The sequence below is a fragment of the Aquiluna sp. KACHI24 genome (genome assembly GCF_025997915.1).
In the GTDB taxonomy this organism is placed as follows: domain Bacteria; phylum Actinomycetota; class Actinomycetes; order Actinomycetales; family Microbacteriaceae; genus Aquiluna.
The window spans coordinates 966,040-984,163 of the sequence record NZ_AP026677.1; the positions used below are offsets into that span (position 1 = coordinate 966,040).

An 18,124-nucleotide genomic window follows, 5' to 3' on the forward strand; every position below is an offset into this window, starting at 1 on the left:
AAGCATGTGGTTTAGGGTTGAAAAATGACCCTCGAATCCCCCGATCCGCTTCACGTACCACTATCTGAACTGAAGGGCCAACCGCAAGAGGACGAGCGCCCGAGCTGGCGAGGATGGATCCACACGGGAGTGCTGCCTTTTGTGGTGGTAGCTGGGGTACTGCTGATCGTGTTCTCCGAGGGCTGGGCTGCAAAGACGGCGGCTGCGGTCTATTTCGTTAGCTCGCTACTTCTGTTTGGTAACTCTGCCCTCTACCACCGGTTTCGCTGGAAGCCGTTCACTAAGAAGCTTCTAAAGCGCATCGATCACGCCAACATCTTTTTGCTAATCGCCGGTACCTACACTCCGATCAGCGTCTCGGCTCTCAACGCTGATAAGGGTTCAATGCTGTTGGTGCTGGTTTGGTCAATCGCCTTGCTAGGCATCTTTTTCAGGGTCTTTTGGATCAATGCACCACGTTGGCTCTACGTGCCTATTTATCTAGCACTGGGTTGGATTGCGATGTTGTTCATCGTCGACTTCTTCAACGTGAACTGGGTGATGATGACCCTGGTCATGGTGGGTGGGTTGTTCTACTCAATCGGAGCAGTCATCTACGGTCTGAAGCGGCCGAATCCATCACCAAAGCACTTTGGCTTCCATGAGATCTTCCACGCGCTAACCGTGGCAGCATTTTTCTGCCACTGGGTCGCAGCCCTGATTATTGGGCTTGATCCGGCTCCTGGTTCGCTCGGTTCGGTTTAGCTGGCGGCGCTGGGCGCTCTGGCTTTTCTACCGTGAGATTCTCTAGCTCTTCCTGAGCCAATTTCTCTCTCACCTCTGCGCGATAGCGGGTAGATCGAACCCTTCGGTTCATGTCAAAAATCAGAAAGACTGCAATGCCTGCGACTGCGAAAGTCACCAAAAAGCCAACGGTGCCGGGAGAGTTATAGGTGTCATCCGGAACTGGGGTCGGCGTTGTGGTTGCAGCCAAGAGGGTGTAAAGCAGGAAATCCATGCCGATAAGTATCTCACCAGCAATTAGCCTTATACCGTGAACCAAGAGATTCTTTCTACCCGCTATGGAGTGAAGCAGTCGAACCCTAAACGATTGCGCATTTTTGGGGCGGCCGGGATCACTGCTCTCGTTCTTGGAACCGCGTACTTCGCCCTAGGTAACAATCAACAGTTCAGCTACGAAGATGTTGGGTACCGGGTTGTGGGCGACTACCGGTTAGAGGTGGACATAGAGATCACAAAGCCAACTGACCGGACCCTGGTTTGCTCGGTACAGGCTCTAAACAACCAGTTTGCGGTTGTCGGCTGGAAAGAGTTTGAGTTCGAATCAAGTGAATTTATGACTCTCAGACACACAGTGACCCTCAACACCACCGAGCAGGCCGTAACCGGTCTGGTCGATGAGTGTCGTCTGCGTTAGTATTTTCAACATTGCTCGCTAGTGGCGAGCATTTTCAATTCCCGGAAGTGCTTATGACTGACTCAATGCTGCTAACTCAGGCCGCCTACGACAGGCTCAAGGACGAGCTTGAGCAACTGATTACCGTCGGCCGAGTAGAGATTGCCAAGCGCATTCAAGACGCCCGCGAAGAGGGTGACCTGAAGGAGAACGGTGGCTATCACGCTGCCAAGGAAGAGCAGGGCAAGATTGAGGCCCGCATCAACCGACTTGAGGAGATGTTGGCAACTGCCACAATTGGCGCTGCCGATGCATCAGATGGCATCGTGAAGCAGGGGTTGATGGTGCACTGCAAGCTAAACGGCAGAGACACTGAGTTTTTCCTTGGCTCTCACGAAATCTTTGAGGGTACAAAGCACGAGGAGGCAATTGAAGACGGCGATCTCGACGTCTACTCCCCTGACTCCCCGATTGGTAAGCAGGTCATGGGCAAAAAGGTTGGCGAATCCGTTAGCTACACCGCTCCAAACGGCAAGGCGATTACCGTTGAAATTACGGGCCTACGCGAGTTCGAGTTTTAGTCTTCGTGAAGCTTCGGTCTCAGACCGGCATCCTTAAGCGACTTCATAAGTTCTTCGCGGTGCTCTTTACCCCGGGTCTCAACCGAGAGGTTTAGCTCGACCTCAGAAATCTGCAAGCCATTGCCGTGACGGGTGTGCAGCACCTCAACCACGTTTGCCTGAGCCGCTGCCACAGCCTCAGCTGTCCTCACTAGCTGACCCGGACGGTCCGGCAACATCACTGAAATGTTTGTGTAGCGATCAGAGGCGGCTAGGCCGTGGCGGATAACGCGCTGCAACAAAAGCGGATCGATATTGCCACCCGAGAGAATGATTGCTGTTGTTCCCTTGAGCTTGAGCTTGCCGGCGATTACCGCAGCAGCTCCAACCACACCGCCGGCTTCAACCACCAGCTTGGAACGCTCCATGACGGCAACCATGGCCTTGGCAATTTCGTCCTCGGTGACGGTCACGACCTTGTCGACGTATTCACTGATGATCTCAAATGGCAACTTGCCAGGACGTGCAACCGCGATTCCATCTGCGATGGTGGGCTGAACTTTGATATCGACCGGCTTCCCAGCCTTTAGCGAGACTGGGTAAGCCGCAGCGGCCTCGGCCTGCACCGCATAGACCTTGATCTTTTTGCCCAGGACCTTAGCCTTCAGTTTTGCAGCCAGGGCGACACCGGCACTCAGACCACCGCCTCCGAGGCAAACCACGATGTTGTCAACCTCGGGAAGCTGCTCCATGATCTCAAGAGCAACCGTGCCCTGACCTTTGATGATCTCTGGGTGATCAAAAGGTGGGACAAACACTGCACCGGTCTTTGCGGTGAATTCCTTGGCAGCTGCCAAGGTCTCGTCAAAGATGGCTCCGGTTAGCACCACTTCTGCGCCGTAGCCCAAAGTCGCCTGGTATTTCGGGAGCGATGCGCCGACCGGCATGAAGATGGTGGCCTTGATGCCGAGCTGCTTGGCAGCCAGGGCAACACCCTGTGCGTGGTTACCAGCAGATGCCGCAACTACACCGCGCTTTTTCTCCTCCTCGGTGAGACCGGAGATCATGTTGTAAGCGCCGCGAATTTTGTAGGCACCGGTGCGCTGGAGGTTTTCACACTTGAACCAAATGTCTTGCCCGGTCTGCTCTGACAGCCAATGGCTTGGAAGCATTGGGGTCTTCAGGGCAATGCCGCGCACGTTTTCTAAGGTCGCGTAAAAATCATCGAGAGTGGGTAGCTTGTTTGACATCTCAGGGACCTTAGAACTTCGAATGAGTCAAAGTCTAGTGATTTAGAAGCTGGTGCCAATCTTGCTGAGGCGCTCAATGCGCTTTGGGATTGGTGGGTGAGTTGAGAAAGCTCGCTCTACAAACCCCGGCTTGATCGGATCGTTGATGTACATGTGAGCCATTGAAGAGTTCACCTTGCGCATTGGTCGACCGTATTCACCAAGCTTCTGAAGAGCGGATGCGAGACCCTGTGGGTATCTCGTCATCTCAGCACCAGAGGCATCCGCAAGGTACTCGCGCTGGCGCGATACTGCGGCCGAAACCAGTGGGCCAATTAGAGCCGCCACGATCCAACCAACAACGCCAATCAAAATCATGAACGCCTGAATTTGGCCGTTGTTGGAATTGCGATCGTTCGAACCACCCATACCGGAGAACCAGGCCATGCGCATTGCAAAATCAGCCAAGATACCAACTGCGGAAACCAATCCAAAGACAATGGTTGAAACTCGAATGTCGTAGTTCTTCACGTGACCGAGCTCGTGAGCCATGACACCCTCGAGCTCATTGTCATTCATGATGTCCAACAAACCGGTGGTGGCAGCGACCACTGCGTGTTTTGGGTCTCGCCCGGTGGCAAACGCATTTGGGGCTGGGTCATTGATGATGTAAACCTTGGGCATAGGCAGGCCCTGAGAAATACTGAGGTTTTCAACAATGTTCCAGAGCCGGGGATTGTCGGCCTTTTGAATTGGATAGGCACCGCTCATGGCGATAGCCATTGATGCGGCGGCAAAGTATTGAAACAGCGCATAGCCAAAGACGAACAAGATAATCCACAGCGCACTCGAACCATTGCCGGAGGCCTCGCCCCACCAGTAGGCCAGTGCACCCAGGAGCAGCACGAAGCCGCCGATGATTATGAAGGTATTGCGCTTATTCGCGGCTATCGCCGAATACACAAAGCTCTCCTAGAACTTGACCTGTGGTGGCTCTTGAATTGCGGCTGGGTTCTCAACCTCGAAGAATTCGCGCTCTGAGAAGCCAAGGTTCTTGGCAAACACGTTGTTTGGGAACTGCTGAATCTTGGTGTTTAGCTCGCGCACGCCACCATTGAAGAACCGGCGCGAAGCCATGATCTTGTCTTCGGTGTCAGTTAGCTCCCGCTGCAGCTCCAAAAAGTTCTGAGAGGCGACCAGCTGAGGATACGCCTCTGAGACTGCGAACAGGCTCTTCAGGGCTCCCTGGAGCATGCCCTCGGCCTCGGCTGCCATGGCCGGGTGAGCTAGCGCCTCGGGAGAAACGGTGGCCGCCCTGGCCTTGGTCACATTCTCAAAAACTTCTCTTTCGTGAGTGGCATAGCCACGCACGGTCTCGATCAGGTTCGGGATTAGGTCAGCTCGGCGCTTGAGCTGGATAGTGATATCGCTCCAGGCTTCATCGACGCGCACCTTCAGTGTGACCAAAGAGTTGTAGGTGACCCATAGGTAAATGCCAACGATGGCGACTACCGCGAGTACGATCCAAAAGACTTCCATTGCGCTCCTAGCTTGAACCACTCAACATTATGAACCCTGACTGGCAATTTGCTGGGCGTGAGCTAGCAGAATTTTGTGCCCCGAGTGGGACTCGAACCCACACTGTGACGATTTTAAGTCGTCTGCCTCTGCCATTGGGCTATCGGGGCAATGCAAAAGGCCCGGGAATCCCGGGCCTTCGGCAAGCTTTACTTACCGGGTTTAGTGGCCCAGGTTGAGAAGAATAATCGTGGGTTACGAACTGGCTCAAGAGAAACCAAATCGCGACCGAGGATAAAGTTCCATACCCAACCAGATACGACGCGGATCTTGCGCTCCCAAGTTGGCATGGCCAAACCGTGATAACCGCGGTGCATGATCCAGGCTACAAAACCGGTAATACCGATCTTGCCGGACTGGAATGCTCCAACTCCGATACCTAGACCCGCAACAGCTCCTAGGTTCTTGTGGAAGTACTCACGAATCTCTTCGCCACGGATTGAGGCAACGATGTTCTTGGCAAGCAGCTTCGCCTGACGAACCGCGTGCTGAGCGTTTGGTACACAGTAGCCACCAACGCCACCGCCAGAGAGGTCAGGAACGGCAGACACATCTCCCGCTGTCCAGGCGCCCTCGTAAACCTTGTCCCCGTCAACGATCTGCAGCTTGGCGTTCGCGTTGATGCGGAACCTAGCGTCAAGCGGGAAGTCGCAGTTCTTGGCAACTGGAGCAGCTGCAACACCTGCGGTCCAGATGATCAAATCAGAAGCGAAGCTCTCACCGGAGGAGAGCTTGCAAACACCGCCATCAGCAGATTCGAGCTGAGTGTTCAGGTGGATCTTAGCTCCGCGCTTGTCGAGGTTTGCCACGACCCACTCTGCGGTCTTCAGTGAAACCTCAGGCATGATGCGACCCATCGCCTCGATCAGATGGAACTTGACGTCCTCGAACTTGATCTCTGGGTAGTGACGCAGTAGGTAGGTCGCGGTGGAGCGAAGCTCTGCAAAAGTCTCAATTCCAGCAAAACCGCCACCAACAACCACGAAGGTCAGCAGGCGATCACGAGCAGGACCTGCAGGCAATGCTGCGGCACGCTCAAAGTTACCGATCAGGCGGTTTCTTACCTCTACCGCCTCTTCGATGGTCTTCATACCAATTGCCTCTTCGGCAATGCCCTTGATTGGGAAGGTTCGGGTCACAGCACCTGCGGTCATCACGATTTGGTCGTATTCCAAAGTGATTGGCTTGCCACCCTCGATCTGAACGGTGGCCTTGCGAAGCTTGTGGTTGACCTTGGTCATGCGACCAGAAATGAGCTTGGTCTTCTTCAGGTGCTGACGGTGTGAGACCACGACGTGGCGGGCCTCGATGTGACCGGCAGCAACCTCAGGTAAAAATGGCTGGTAGGTCATGTAAGGCAGTGGGTCGACCAAGGTGACCTCGGCCTCATTCTTACCCAGCAGCTTCTCGAGCTTCCAGGCGGTGTAGAAACCTGCATATCCACCACCAATGATCAAAATGCGCTGCTGTGCCTTGGGGTTCAAGATCTCTTCAGCGATTGCTTTTGGGGTGCGGGACTTGGTCACTTCGCTCATGCTCGAGTAATACCTTCTCGTTTATTTAGCTCTGGTCCCTGCGACGCTTCAGTCGCAATACGAACCAAAGCAACGGTGCAAAGGGGGCTAACACCCAATAGAGTATCGGATTCAACCACCAGGCAACATCATTAGAGACCGATAAGTCCGTATTTTGACTAGCGCTTATCTGGGCCTCGGGATAGGGGTTCAGCTCAAGGGATTGCTCCGGGGTTAAAAGCTCACCCTGCTCCTCTAATGAACCCGGCCTGTAGAGCTTTACCCACTCACTCAATGAACCCAGCGGGTTCTGCTCTGCGGTCAAGGTGGAGGCTACCGCCTCAATGGGATCAATCGCTCCAAACCCGTAGATCGCATCAAAACCAGGTTGCCCCAGATCATTTGCAGTACCCAATAGTCGTTGAATCAAGTCATTTGCTGAGGCCTGAGGGTCGGCTTCGATCATCAGCGCCAGCAATCCCGTCACCAGCGGTGCAGCTGCCGAGGAGCCAGACCACTCTCTGACACCGCCGTTCGGATAACTCCCCCAGAGTTCCTCTGCAGGCGCTGTAACGGCCAATGAAATACCGGTGGTGGTTGCCTGCAAGGCGCCCTCGCCAGTCTTTGATAGACCGCCAACTGCAACCACTCCAGGCATAGTCGCTGGAGCACTTGGCTTTGAAGCCTCACCCACTTTGTTGCCGCTCGCGGCAACAATCACAACATCCTTTTCAAAGGCATAGCTAAAGGCGCGATCCCAGCTCTTGGGCCAGGTTCTGGAGTCTCTGGATAGCGAAATGTTAATCACGTCGGCACCTTGATCAACTGCCCATATGACTGCCTGAGAGATTTGAGTATCAGTGTCTGCACCGCTAACCCCCGCCCCAACACTTAGCGAGAGTAGCTGCGCAGCTGGCGCAACTCCCCTTACCCCCGCACCGGGACTGCCTTGCCCGGCAATCAAAGAGGCAACCATTGTGCCGTGATAACTGGCGGGTCCGACCGGTGCAGTGCCATCGGGGGCGCCTAGCCCCGAGAAATCGCGACCGCCAACTACTGTGCCGATCAGATCTGGATGAGTGTCATCGATACCGGTGTCTATCACCGCAACTGAGACGCCCTTGCCGGTTTGAGAGATTGAACTAAATCCGTAGGCATCCAACCACCACTGATCAGCGGGAGAAAGCGTGCTGGTTAGAGCGACCAAAGCCGCAACTAAACGCACTGACACCTACTGGGAGACCACTCAAGTTCACTGAGCGCAAGGTCCCCGATTGGGTTCACCCCAGGACCTTTTGCCAGTGAGTGACCGACAAGGGCATGCAGGCACTTCACTCGGGTTGGCATGCCTCCGGCCGAAAAATCCTTGATTTCTTCGACCTCTTCAATTGCTTCGCGCTCGGCTAGGTAGCCGTCGTGGGCTTTTTGATACTGAGCCGCAACCTCAGCATCTTCGATAAGCAGCTGTTGGTAACGAGCCATCACGCCAGAGGCCTCAAGCGTCGAAACCGCTGCGGTTGCCGCTGGCTGAGTCAGGTAGTAAAGGGTTGGAAACGGAGTGCCATTTCCAAGTCTTGGTTTGGTCTTCACAACCAGGGCACGCCCACATACGCAGCGAGCGGCGATGTCCAAAATATCTCGAGCGGGTCTACCTAGCTGTCGACTTACCTCTGCAATGTCTTCTTGAGAGACGCTCACTCTTCACTCACCCCGGTATCAAGCGCGGAGCGCAGCACGGATTCAACAATAGAGTCCACCCAGTTCTCTCTCGCAGCTTTTGCCTCAAGAGAAATTTCATCGGCATTGCGCTTTTTGGCAAGAACCGACCCCAGGGTTCCGGAAGTATCCGAGAAGTCCATTCCATCCGAGTTCATTACGAGATAGGAGACCTCACCTGGCAAGACGTAGTAGAGCCGATCACGCGCCTGAGCACGAATGTAAACCGGATCTTGCCAGCGGTCGCGCTCAGCCTGCATATCGGCAACCGCCTGCTCGGCCAACTTGATGGACTGTTCCATCTCGGTGATTTGTCTGCGCTGATCCAAATAGGTCTGAACATCCTGCGAGACTAAGAAAGTGCCGAGCACAATAACCAAGATCACGCTAACCGAAACGCTGTTCAGCTTTAGCATGCGCGCAAGTAACTTGCCCTGGGACAGGGCAACTGGCACCTTTGGCTGAGATGGTTTTTGCGGCATAAGAGCTTCAGTTTAAGAGAAAGCCCGAGTGAGGCAATAACCCCACTCGGGCACTCAGCGAATTATTAGCCCTGGAAGCGAGGGAAGGCACCGCGACCTGCGTATACCGCAGCGTCGGCTAGCTCCTCTTCGATTCGTAGAAGCTGGTTGTACTTGGCAACTCGCTCGGAACGAGCTGGAGCACCAGTCTTGATCTGACCGGCGTTGGTTGCAACAGCGAGATCAGCGATGAAGGTGTCCTCGGTCTCACCGGAGCGGTGAGAGATGATTGCCTTCATGCCGTGGCGCTGAGCTAGCGATACAGCATCCATGGTCTCGGTTAGGGTTCCGATCTGGTTGACCTTCACCAAAATCGCATTTCCAGCCTGAAGGTCAATACCCTTCTGAAGTCGCTCTGGGTTGGTGACGTATAGGTCATCTCCAACCAACTGGACCTTGCTTCCAAGCTCTGCGGTGATCTTGGTCCAACCGGCCCAGTCATCCTCGGCTAGTGGGTCCTCGATGGAGACCAGTGGGAAGCGGGCCAGCAGATCCGCGTAGTAGGCAATCATGTCGTCAGAGGAGCGCTCCACACCCTCAAAGGTGTACTTGCCGGTCTTCTCGTCAAAGAATTCGGTGGATGCAACATCTAGAGCCAAGGCAATTTCGCTGCCAAGCTTGTATCCGGCATTTGCGATTGCCTCGGAGATTAGCTCCAGTGCCGCAGCGTTGTTTGGTAGATCTGGGGCAAAACCACCCTCGTCACCCAGACCTGTTGCCAAGCCCTTCTCGGAGAGTAGCTTCTTTAGCGAGTGGTAAACCTCAACACCCCAGCGAATTGCCTCGGAGAAGCTCTCTGCACCGTGAGGGACAATCATGAACTCCTGAATGTCAACGCCGGTGTCAGCGTGAGCACCACCGTTGATGATGTTCATTAGTGGCACTGGAAGCACGTGTGCGTTTGAACCACCCAGGTAGCGGTATAGCGGCAGGTTCACGCTCTCGGCTGCAGCGCGAGCGTTTGCCAGGGAGACGCCAAGGATTGCGTTTGCGCCGAGCTTCTTCTTGTTGTCGGTCCCATCGAGCGCGATTAGCGCTGCGTCAACCAGGCGCTGGTCGGTGGAATCAAAGTCAACCAAAGCCTCATCGATGGTCTCAACTACTGCCTTGACGGCGTGCTGCACACCCTTGCCTAGGTAACGGGACTTGTCGCCATCACGGGACTCGTGAGCCTCAAACGCACCGGTAGATGCGCCCGATGGAACAGCTGCACGACCGAAGCTGTCGTCAGAAAGTAGGACCTCAACCTCGATGGTTGGGTTGCCACGGGAGTCAAGGATCTCTCTTGCTCCGACTGCAGTAATGATTGACAAAGGAATCTCCTCGATTGATGGATTTTGATTGCCCATAAGTGGGGCGGAAAACTTCGCTGTATTCGGCTAAGAGTCTAGTGACTTAGGCAATTGGCTTGATATCAAGCTCGCCAGAATCTGACAAAAATGCGAAGTGGCTAAATCCCTGTTCCGCTAGCTCGCTCAGCAGCGCCTTGACATTTTTGGGCTTTCGATCAAGCCTCACTCGCCAGCTCGAGATAAGACTCTGCTGCATCGAAAGCGCCTGCTCGATTGACTGATCCTCAGCCACCAAGAGCACAAGACCTGGAGTCTGCTCCTGAGGCGAAGACACCAAATCAACGATTCGTTCAATACCCAGCGATATCCCAACAGCCGGAACATCTGTGCCGAGCCACTTTCCAACCATCCCGTCGTAGCGGCCGCCACCGCCAATTGATGAGCTGCTGTCAGGGTGCTCGATTTCGAAGATGGTTCCGGTGTAGTAACCCATACCTCTAACTAAGGTTGGGTCGTAACGCAGCGAACTCGAGAAGGCATCAAAGAGTGGCTTTAGAGCCTCGGGAATCTCAAGCTCTGCAAGACCCGAAAGCCAGTTTGTCGCGTTTAGCGCAACCTCTGCACCGAACTTCTCACCCAGCTCTGCAGTTACGCCTTCGATTCCGATTTTGTCGAGCTTGTCAATTGAAATCATGGCGCTCAGAGCATCTGAGCTTGAAACTCCGAGCTGTGCAATTGATTGAGTTAGAAGCTCGCGGTGATTTACTCGAATCTTTGCACCCTTTACACCCATTGCCTTCAGTGCCGCCAAAGATGCGGAAACAAGCTCAAACTCCGCAAGCATCGAATCATCACCGATGATGTCGATATCGCACTGGATGAACTGGCGGTAGCGACCCTTTTGTGGGCGCTCGGCACGGAAAACCGGACCGGTTTGAATCGCCTTCAGAACTCTTGGAAGTTTGCCCTGGTTGGAGGCGTAGTAACGGGTCAGTGGCACGGTCAGGTCAAATCTCAAACCAAGGTCGGCCAGCTCGGTGCCATCTTGGAGAGCCTGTGCGTACTCCTCGCCGCGCTTTTGAACCTTGAATACCAGCTTCTCGTTATCGCCACCCTGGCCGGATTGCAATCTTGTGAGATCCTCCAAAATCGGAGTCTCGATCTCTTGAAAACCACGCGCCAGGTACTGCTCTTTGGCCAGCTGAATCAGCCTTTCGCGCTTCGCCTTCTCGACTGGGAGAAAGTCACGCATTCCACGCGGGGCATTTATTTGCTGGGCCATTGGGCTAGTTTCTCATAACCGCAGGTCAACATATGTCTATTGAGGCTCTTGGTTGCTAATGTTTTCGCATGTCATCCGAGCCAAAACGCGGTCGCGGCAGGCCAATAACCACTGACCCAGTGGAGGTTGGACTCACCGCGCTCAGGCTTTTTGTCGAGCACGGTATCGACAAGGTGACCATGGACGATGTTGCTATTGCCGCTGGCATTTCTCGCTCGAATCTCTTCAGGGTTTTCCCATCCAAGGCCGCCGTGGTTTGGGGTGGGGTTCAGCAGTTCAATTCGGCACTCACCCATGCGCTAGAGACATCTACTGAAAAGTCTTTGGTTTTAGTACTGCACAAATCTTGGGTTAGCGCGATGCAAGTTATAGACAGCTCGCTAGAAACAATTCGACTGCGCTTGAAACTAATTGCCTCATCGCCAGAGGTTTACGGTTGGGGTACTGGACAGCTTGAGCAATCTCGAAAAGTTCTGGAGCAGTTCATTGCGGAGCGTGAGGGCGAGGGCGTTCGAGCGAAGATGATTTCTTCTGCATTGATGGCCGCCTCGATGGCGGTTCTAACCTGGTGGGCAGAGACTGATGATCCGCGTCACCCATCCGAGGTCCTAGACGAATCTTTTGCTCAGTTCGAGCAAGTTTTCGCTCAGGTCAGCTAGTCAGCCACACCAATCACGCCAGCATCTGTGGCATCCGAGAGTTCATAACTTCTGATTTCAACCTGTAGCTCTCTAGTTGCCTCGCGAAGCGCTCGCTCTGGGTCCAACCCCTGTGCTTTTGCTGACTGCACCACGGCCAAAAGTAGCTTGCCGAGCTCGGCTTCACTGCCTAGGGGAATTGCAGCCTCTTCTAAATCAAGCATGCCAAGCTTTTCGGCCTTGCCCATTACCTTGCTGGCAAGGGCAAGGGCCGGCATCGCCTGCGGGATGCCATCTAGAACCGAGGTTCTAGTGGGCTTCTCCTTTTTCTTGTGGTTGTCCCAGTTCTGCATCACTTCATCACCGGTCAGAGCCTTGAAACGCTGCTGCTCCTCCTCGGTGCCAAAGACGTGGGGGTGCCTGGAGCGCATTTTTTTCTCCATGAACTGGGCAACATCCTCTATGTCGAATGGCTCACCAAAGGTACCGGTGGATCCCAGATCAGAGTGAAAAATCACCTGATAAAGCACATCGCCGAGCTCTTCGATGACCTCTTCGCGAGAGCCGGACTCAATGGCATCGATCAGTTCGTAGGTCTCTTCAAGTAGGTACTGAATCAGTGAGCGATGGGTCTGCTCGGCATCCCAAGCACAACCGCCAGGGGCTCTAAGTTGATGAGCGGTTTCAATCAAGCTATCTAGCTTTTGCATTAGCTCCCCTGATAGATAAGTGCGAACGTCTTCCAAAGCCAGTCCATCACTTCTGCATCACGAAGTGGCTCCAAATCCCCCGATGTCGGGGCTGGCATGGTCAGAAGTTTTGAACTTTGCAAATATCGAACCCCTGGGATTCGATGACTTAGGGCCACCAACTGAGTCTCGGTCAGTTCGACAGGTGCAAACTTCGCCTGCAGTCCCAGCAGGTTTACATCTTTTAGACCGAAGCGATTCGCCTGCTGCCTAAGGTGAGTTACCTCAATCAGATTCAAAACGCTCTGCGGTGCCTTACCGTAGCGATCTTCGATCTCAGCCAAGATGTCATCCAATCGACCTCGGTCGCTCTTGGCCGAGGACTCGGCAGAGAGCTTGTGATAGGCCTCAAGTCTGAGTCTCTCGGAGTCCACGTAGGCACTTGGGATGTGGGCATCGACTGGCAGCTCAAGCTTTAGCTCAGCCGGTGAGGAGATTTCTTCCCCCTTGAACTCTGCAACCGCTTCGCCAATCATGCGCAGGTATAGGTCGAAGCCAACACCGGCGATGTGACCGGATTGCTCACCCCCAAGTAGGTTTCCCGCACCTCTGATTTCAAGGTCCTTCATGGCGACCTGCATACCGCTTCCCAGCTCGTTATTGGTTGCGATGGTGGCGAGGCGATCGTGTGCAGTCTCCGACAGGGTCTTTGATGGGTCATAGAAGAAGTAGGCATAGGCACGCTCTCTGGAACGACCAACACGACCTCTAATCTGGTGCAGCTGCGAGAGACCAAAGTGCTCCGCGCGATCAACAATCAATGTGTTGGCGTTTGGAATGTCAATACCGGTTTCGATGATCGTGGTTGAGACCAACACATCAAATTTGCGTTCCCAAAAATCGACAACGATTTGCTCGAGTTGTTGCTCCGGCATCTGGCCGTGTGCAACCGCGATGCGCGCCTCAGGAACGAGTTCAGCCAAATCAGCAGCCAACTTGTCGATTGTGGAAACTCGATTGTGAACAAAGAAAACCTGTCCTTCACGAATCAGTTCTCTTCTGATGGCAGCGGCAACCTGGGCCTCTGAGTAGGCACCGATGTAGGTGAGAATCGGATGGCGCTCCTCAGGTGGTGTTGCCAGGGTGGACATCTCTCTAATACCAGTGACCGCCATCTCGAGGGTTCTTGGAATCGGAGTCGCACTCATGGCCAAGACATCAACGTTAGTTTTTAGCTCCTTGAGCTTTTCTTTGTGCTCAACTCCAAAGCGCTGCTCCTCATCGATGATGATTAGCCCTAGATCTTTGAACTTCACTCCCCCGGCCAAGAGTCGGTGGGTTCCAATCACCAGGTCGACCGCTCCCGACTCAAGGCCGCGCAATGTTTCTTTGACTTCTTTCTCGGATTGAAAACGAGAAAGTGGTTTTAGATTCACCGGAAATCCTTGGTAGCGCTGCTGGAAGGTCTGCAGGTGTTGTCTCACCAGCAGGGTGGTGGGAACCAGCATCGCAACCTGCTTGCCATCTTGGATTGCTTTGAATGCAGCTCTGAGCGCAACCTCGGTCTTGCCATAGCCGACATCGCCAGCGAGAAGACGATCCATCGGGATTGGTTTTTCCATGTCCCGCTTTACCTCTTCGATGGTGGTGAGCTGATCTGGGGTTTCTTGGAAGCTAAATGCCTCCTCCAACTCGTGCTGCCAGGGTGTGTCGGGACCAAACGCATAACCCTTGGATTTCATTCGAGCTGAATAGAGCTTGACCAGGTCAATCGCGATCTTGCGAACCGCCTTGCGCGCATTGCCCTTGACCCTGGCCCAGTCGGTACCACCCATCTTGGAGAGCGCTGGTGCCTCACCTCCGACATAGCGGGTGAGCATGTCGAGCTGGTCGGTTGGGACAAAGAGGCTATCGCCGGGATAGCCGCGCTTGGGCGGAGCGTATTCGATGACCAAGTATTCGCGGGTGTGCTGACGAGGCCCCGATCCGTTGGAGCGCTGCACCAATTCTTTGAATCGACCAATCCCGTGCACCTCGTGCACGACGTAGTCACCGGGCTTCAGTTGCAGCGGGTCAACCTGCTGACCACGTCTTCTCGCCAGCTTGCGATCAGACTTGGCTACATATCCCGAGGAGCTACCAAAAAACTCAGTCTCAGAGACCACGATTAGGTTGTTGTTTTGCGTGGCAAAGCCGTGAGCCAAATCTCCCACCACAACCGTTATGTGAGCTGAGTCCGGCTCACCAAGAAATTCACTTAGGATTACCGGAATCTCGGCCTTCTGGATCAGCTCAACAATTCGTTCTGCGGTTCCGTGCCCGGCAGCAACCACCACGATTCTTGAACCCGAAGCCTGCTGCTCGCCCAGCCACTCGATCCCCTCTTCAAGACCATGGCGTGGTATTTCATGGAGCTCAAGATCAATCGAGTTTTCGGTGGGCAGTGAGGTCAGGGCAATTTTCGGCTGGCGCACCAGATCTAGGAATTCGTCGAACTCCATAAAGCCACCGGTTGAAAGATCAATTGGTGCTTGAGACCCTTCAATTGCGGCGTCCCAGGCGGCATGCAAGAACTCCTTGTTGGTTTGCACCAGGTTCTCGGCTCTCGCACGAAGCTTTTCCGGGTCGACCAAAAAGACCCTGGAATCCTTAGGGAGATAGTCCGTGATTGGGCCCATCTTCTCAGCAAGCACTGGAGCAAGCGACTCCATACCGGTAGCGGGGATGCCGTTAGAGATTTTCTCCAACATCTCTTTGAGGTTTGGAAACTCCGAGACCATCTCTCGAGCACGCTGGGCCACGACTGGTGTTATCAAAAGTTCGCGAGCTGGGTATAGCTCAATTCGATTCACGTTTGAGGGAATCGAACGCTGGTCGGCAACCGAGAACTCACGAATGTCATCTAGCTCATCGCCAAAGAATTCAAGTCGCAGGGCATGCTCGGAGGTGGTGGGGAAAACATCAACGATGCCACCGCGGATCGCAAACTCACCACGCTTTGACACCATGTCGACTCGCTCATAAGCCATCTCGATGAGCTTTAGGCCGAGCTCCGGGAGTAGATACTCCCCACCTCGTTCCAACGAGAACGGAGGGTGTTTTTCAAAGCCGCCGATGATCGGCTGCAGCGCGGCACGAATCGAAACCAGAATCACGACCGGATGGTCGGCACCCTTGGCCAGCTCATGCATTCGATTTAGCGCTCTGAGTCTTCGACCAATGGTTTCGGGAGCTGGTGACAGCCTTTCATGCGGCAGCGTTTCCCAAGAAGGCAATTCAATTAGCTCAACCTCTGGGATCGCACCAATTAGAGCTGAGACCTCATCGGCCTGCCTGCCCGATGGCACAACCACTAGAGAAAAACCAGGGTTCTTAGCCAAAGCTGCGACCGCGAGTGGCTGGGTTTTTGGAGGGGAATAGAGCTCGCAGGACTTGGCGAGTTTGCTCGGTGCGTCCTGAAACGGGTGCGACCTTGCCGCCGCTTCAATAAGGGGGCGGAGGGTCACTCGAGAATTTTAGGCTCTGAAATTAGCTTTTCGACCTGATCGGCAGCAATTGCTATCAGGACATCAAGTTCTTTCTTCTCTGTGCTGGAGAAGTTCTGCAAAACAAATTCGGCAACCTCCATCGAGCCTGGAGGTCTTCCAATGCCAAAGCGAATCCGGTGAAAGTCATTGCCCAGATATTTGATGATGTCTCTCAGGCCATTATGTCCCGCATGTCCGCCGGAAAACTTAGTCCTGATATCTCCAAATGGAATATCCAGCTCGTCATGAATGACGATCAGGGAATCGGTGGGGATGTCGAAGAACTTTGCGACTTGGGAAACCGGATTTCCGGAGAGGTTCATAAAGCCAAGGCTCTTTAGTAAGACAACCTTGCTAGAACCGATTTTGCCCTCTGCGATAAATGCCAGGGACTTGTGGGTCTTGAACTTGGAACCCAGACGGGAGGCAAGTTCATCGACCACCATTTGGCCGATATTGTGCCGGTTGTGCTGATAGCTGGGCCCGGGGTTACCGAGCCCAGCTATCAAATAAACCGAATTACTCAGCAGCGGCCTCGGTCTCAGCGGCAGCGCCGGCCTGAGTCTCGACTACAGAGGCGACTAGCTCGCCTGCTGGGAGGTCAAGGGTTACACCCTTTGGCAAAACGATGCCCTTTGCGGTGTAGTGGTGACCGGCTGGGGCCTCCTTAGAGATGTGCAGCTCGACGAAGTCTGGAACGTGAGTTGCCTCAGCCTCTAGCTTCACGGTCTTGTGCTCGAGGTCAACGATGGTGCCGCCCATTGCTTCACCGATCACGTGAACTGGAACCTCAACGTGGACCTTCTCGCCCTTGACAACCTCAACGAGGTCAACGTGCTCGATGATCTGGGTCACTGGGTCCTTCGAAGCGCTCTTTACAAGAACCAACTCAGTCTTGCCAGCGATGTTTAGCTCCAATAGAGCGTTCTTGTGACGAAGTGCTAGACGAACCTCGTGAGCTGGAAGTGAAATGTGGCGGGTTGCGTTGCCGTGACCGTAGATAACTGCTGGGGTCTGGCCTGCTGCGCGCAGCTTACGAGCTGCACCCTTACCGAAGTTCTCGCGAACGGTGGCGACAATCTTGATCTCTGACATCTTTTCCTCAATAGTCCATGGCGAGGAAAAGACCCCGTCGATTACGGGCCCTTGGGACCCCTCGCCGCTGCTTCGCCTAGCCTAGACCAATCGGGCTAGAGCTGGCAAGCCTAGGCGTGGCCCGGGAAAAGTGAGTTTACTGAGTCGTCGTAGAAGACAGCTGCGATGGCCTTGGCGATTAGCGGAGCGATCGAAAGCACCGTCAGCGAGGCAAACTCTTTGTCTGGGGTGATTGGCAAGGTGTTGGTGACAACAACCGAGTCAATTACTGGATCCGAGAGTCGCTCAACTGCTGGGTGAGAGAACACCGCGTGGGTGGCGGCAACGATGACGCGCTTCGCGCCATTTGCCTTCAGCGCCTTAGCTGCGGCCAAAATGGTACCTCCGGTGTCGATCATGTCATCGACCAACAGGCAATCTCTTCCCGAAACCTCACCGACGATCTCGTTGACCTGAACCTGGTTTGGGCGATCTGGATCACGGCGCTTGTGCACAATTGCAAGCGGGGTACCCAGGCGATCGGCCCAAATGTCCGCAACACGAACACGACCCGAGTCTGGGGAAACAACGGTCAGGTTATCCGTGCCAAAAGTCGCTGCGATGTGGTCAGCAAGCATTGGTAGTGCCCACAGGTGATCTACCGGGCCATCGAAAAAGCCTTGAATCTGTGGGGTGTGAAGATCAACCGACATCAGACGAGATGCACCAGCGGCCTTGTAAAGGTCAGTCATCAAACGGGCGGAGATCGGCTCGCGACCTTTGTGCTTCTTGTCCTGGCGAGCGTAAGGGAAAAATGGTGCAACCACGGTGATGCGCTTGGCACTGGCACGCTTCATGGCATCCACCATCAATAGGTGCTCCATGATCCAGTGGTTGATTGGCTGTGGGTGCGCCTGAATGATGAAAGCATCAACTCCACGAACGCTGCGCTCGTATCTGACAAAAGTCTCGCCGTTGGCGAAGTCATAGGCAGTCATTGGCACCAGTTCAGTACCAAGAATCTCGGCCACCTCTTGAGCTAATGGCTGATGAGCACGGCCACTGGCAATTACTAGTTGTTTGCTGGCGGCCTTCTCGATTGCCATTG

At 54.3% G+C, this 18,124-nt stretch carries 19 protein-coding genes and 1 tRNA gene; 4 read left to right on the top strand and 16 right to left on the bottom strand.

Annotated elements, in window-relative coordinates; genetic code table 11:
• Positions 1 to 24: 24 nt before the first annotated feature.
• A complete protein-coding gene (locus tag OO713_RS04890) occupies positions 25 to 744 on the top strand; it encodes a hemolysin III family protein (protein ID WP_264784990.1) in 720 nt (239 codons plus the stop codon).
• On the opposite strand, the gene OO713_RS04895 is transcribed toward OO713_RS04890, so the two are convergent.
• Positions 701 to 1,042 carry a hypothetical protein gene (locus tag OO713_RS04895; protein ID WP_264784991.1) on the bottom strand — a complete coding sequence of 114 codons (342 nt, stop codon included), beginning with the start codon at positions 1,040 to 1,042 and terminating at the stop codon, positions 701 to 703. The genes OO713_RS04890 and OO713_RS04895 overlap by 44 nt on opposite strands.
• On the opposite strand from OO713_RS04895, the gene OO713_RS04900 reads away from it, so the two are divergent.
• On the top strand, positions 1,034 to 1,417 hold the full coding sequence (locus tag OO713_RS04900; RefSeq protein WP_264784992.1) for a DUF4307 domain-containing protein: 384 nt from the start codon (positions 1,034 to 1,036) through the stop codon (positions 1,415 to 1,417). The two genes, OO713_RS04895 and OO713_RS04900, sit on opposite strands and share 9 nt — an antisense overlap.
• Before the next feature lie 53 nt (positions 1,418 to 1,470).
• Complete coding sequence (gene greA, locus OO713_RS04905) at positions 1,471 to 1,977, top strand: transcription elongation factor GreA (RefSeq protein WP_264784993.1); 507 nt, start codon at positions 1,471 to 1,473, stop codon at positions 1,975 to 1,977.
• On the opposite strand, the gene ilvA is transcribed toward greA, so the two are convergent.
• From ilvA to hisS, 10 genes are all read right to left on the bottom strand, one after another.
• The gene (ilvA, locus tag OO713_RS04910; protein WP_264784994.1) at positions 1,974 to 3,206 is read right to left on the bottom strand and encodes a threonine ammonia-lyase; all 1,233 of its coding nucleotides are present in this window, start codon (positions 3,204 to 3,206) and stop codon (positions 1,974 to 1,976) included. The two genes, greA and ilvA, sit on opposite strands and share 4 nt — an antisense overlap.
• 42 nt (positions 3,207 to 3,248) lie before the next feature.
• The gene (locus tag OO713_RS04915) at positions 3,249 to 4,148 is read right to left on the bottom strand and encodes a M48 family metalloprotease (protein ID WP_264784995.1); all 900 of its coding nucleotides are present in this window, start codon (positions 4,146 to 4,148) and stop codon (positions 3,249 to 3,251) included.
• Between the two features lie 9 nt (positions 4,149 to 4,157).
• Positions 4,158 to 4,724: a LemA family protein gene (locus OO713_RS04920; RefSeq protein ID WP_264784996.1), complete on the bottom strand. Its 567-nt coding sequence runs from the start codon at positions 4,722 to 4,724 to the stop codon at positions 4,158 to 4,160.
• Positions 4,725 to 4,800: 76 nt separating this feature from the next.
• Positions 4,801 to 4,873: transfer RNA gene (locus OO713_RS04925), tRNA-Leu, on the bottom strand.
• A 39-nt stretch (positions 4,874 to 4,912) separates the two neighbouring features.
• Positions 4,913 to 6,298 (bottom strand): FAD-dependent oxidoreductase, encoded by a 1,386-nt coding sequence (locus OO713_RS04930; RefSeq protein WP_264784997.1) that lies wholly within the window; start codon positions 6,296 to 6,298, stop codon positions 4,913 to 4,915.
• A gap of 25 nt (positions 6,299 to 6,323) precedes the next feature.
• Positions 6,324 to 7,502: a S8 family serine peptidase gene (locus OO713_RS04935; RefSeq protein ID WP_264784998.1), complete on the bottom strand. Its 1,179-nt coding sequence runs from the start codon at positions 7,500 to 7,502 to the stop codon at positions 6,324 to 6,326.
• Positions 7,493 to 7,975: a DUF501 domain-containing protein gene (locus OO713_RS04940; RefSeq protein ID WP_264784999.1), complete on the bottom strand. Its 483-nt coding sequence runs from the start codon at positions 7,973 to 7,975 to the stop codon at positions 7,493 to 7,495. Before OO713_RS04940 ends, OO713_RS04935 begins: the two co-directional genes overlap by 10 nt.
• Positions 7,972 to 8,475, bottom strand: coding sequence for a septum formation initiator family protein (locus OO713_RS04945; protein ID WP_264785000.1), 504 nt, complete (start codon positions 8,473 to 8,475; stop codon positions 7,972 to 7,974). The genes OO713_RS04940 and OO713_RS04945 overlap by 4 nt, the downstream gene beginning before the upstream one ends.
• Before the next feature lie 65 nt (positions 8,476 to 8,540).
• Positions 8,541 to 9,827 carry a phosphopyruvate hydratase gene (gene eno / locus OO713_RS04950; RefSeq protein WP_264785001.1) on the bottom strand — a complete coding sequence of 429 codons (1,287 nt, stop codon included), beginning with the start codon at positions 9,825 to 9,827 and terminating at the stop codon, positions 8,541 to 8,543.
• A gap of 82 nt (positions 9,828 to 9,909) precedes the next feature.
• Positions 9,910 to 11,088, bottom strand: a complete 1,179-nt coding sequence (gene hisS, locus OO713_RS04955; protein ID WP_264785002.1) for a histidine--tRNA ligase — start codon at positions 11,086 to 11,088, stop codon at positions 9,910 to 9,912.
• A gap of 68 nt (positions 11,089 to 11,156) precedes the next feature.
• Here hisS and OO713_RS04960 point away from each other — a divergent pair, with 68 nt between their 5' ends.
• Entirely contained in the window at positions 11,157 to 11,747 is a 591-nt protein-coding gene (locus OO713_RS04960) for a TetR/AcrR family transcriptional regulator (protein ID WP_264785003.1), read from the top strand.
• Here the strand turns inward: OO713_RS04960 and OO713_RS04965 are convergent.
• From OO713_RS04965 to OO713_RS04985, 5 genes are all read right to left on the bottom strand, one after another.
• Entirely contained in the window at positions 11,744 to 12,436 is a 693-nt protein-coding gene (locus OO713_RS04965) for a MazG family protein (protein WP_264785004.1), read from the bottom strand. The two genes, OO713_RS04960 and OO713_RS04965, sit on opposite strands and share 4 nt — an antisense overlap.
• Entirely contained in the window at positions 12,436 to 15,921 is a 3,486-nt protein-coding gene (gene mfd / locus OO713_RS04970) for a transcription-repair coupling factor (protein ID WP_264785005.1), read from the bottom strand. Before mfd ends, OO713_RS04965 begins: the two co-directional genes overlap by 1 nt.
• Positions 15,918 to 16,469 carry an aminoacyl-tRNA hydrolase gene (gene pth / locus OO713_RS04975; protein WP_264786446.1) on the bottom strand — a complete coding sequence of 184 codons (552 nt, stop codon included), beginning with the start codon at positions 16,467 to 16,469 and terminating at the stop codon, positions 15,918 to 15,920. The genes mfd and pth overlap by 4 nt, the downstream gene beginning before the upstream one ends.
• Positions 16,462 to 17,037 carry a 50S ribosomal protein L25/general stress protein Ctc gene (locus OO713_RS04980; RefSeq protein WP_264785006.1) on the bottom strand — a complete coding sequence of 192 codons (576 nt, stop codon included), beginning with the start codon at positions 17,035 to 17,037 and terminating at the stop codon, positions 16,462 to 16,464. Before OO713_RS04980 ends, pth begins: the two co-directional genes overlap by 8 nt.
• 110 nt (positions 17,038 to 17,147) lie before the next feature.
• Positions 17,148 to 18,122 (bottom strand): ribose-phosphate diphosphokinase, encoded by a 975-nt coding sequence (locus tag OO713_RS04985; protein ID WP_264785007.1) that lies wholly within the window; start codon positions 18,120 to 18,122, stop codon positions 17,148 to 17,150.
• Between the last annotated feature and the right edge of the window lie 2 nt (positions 18,123 to 18,124).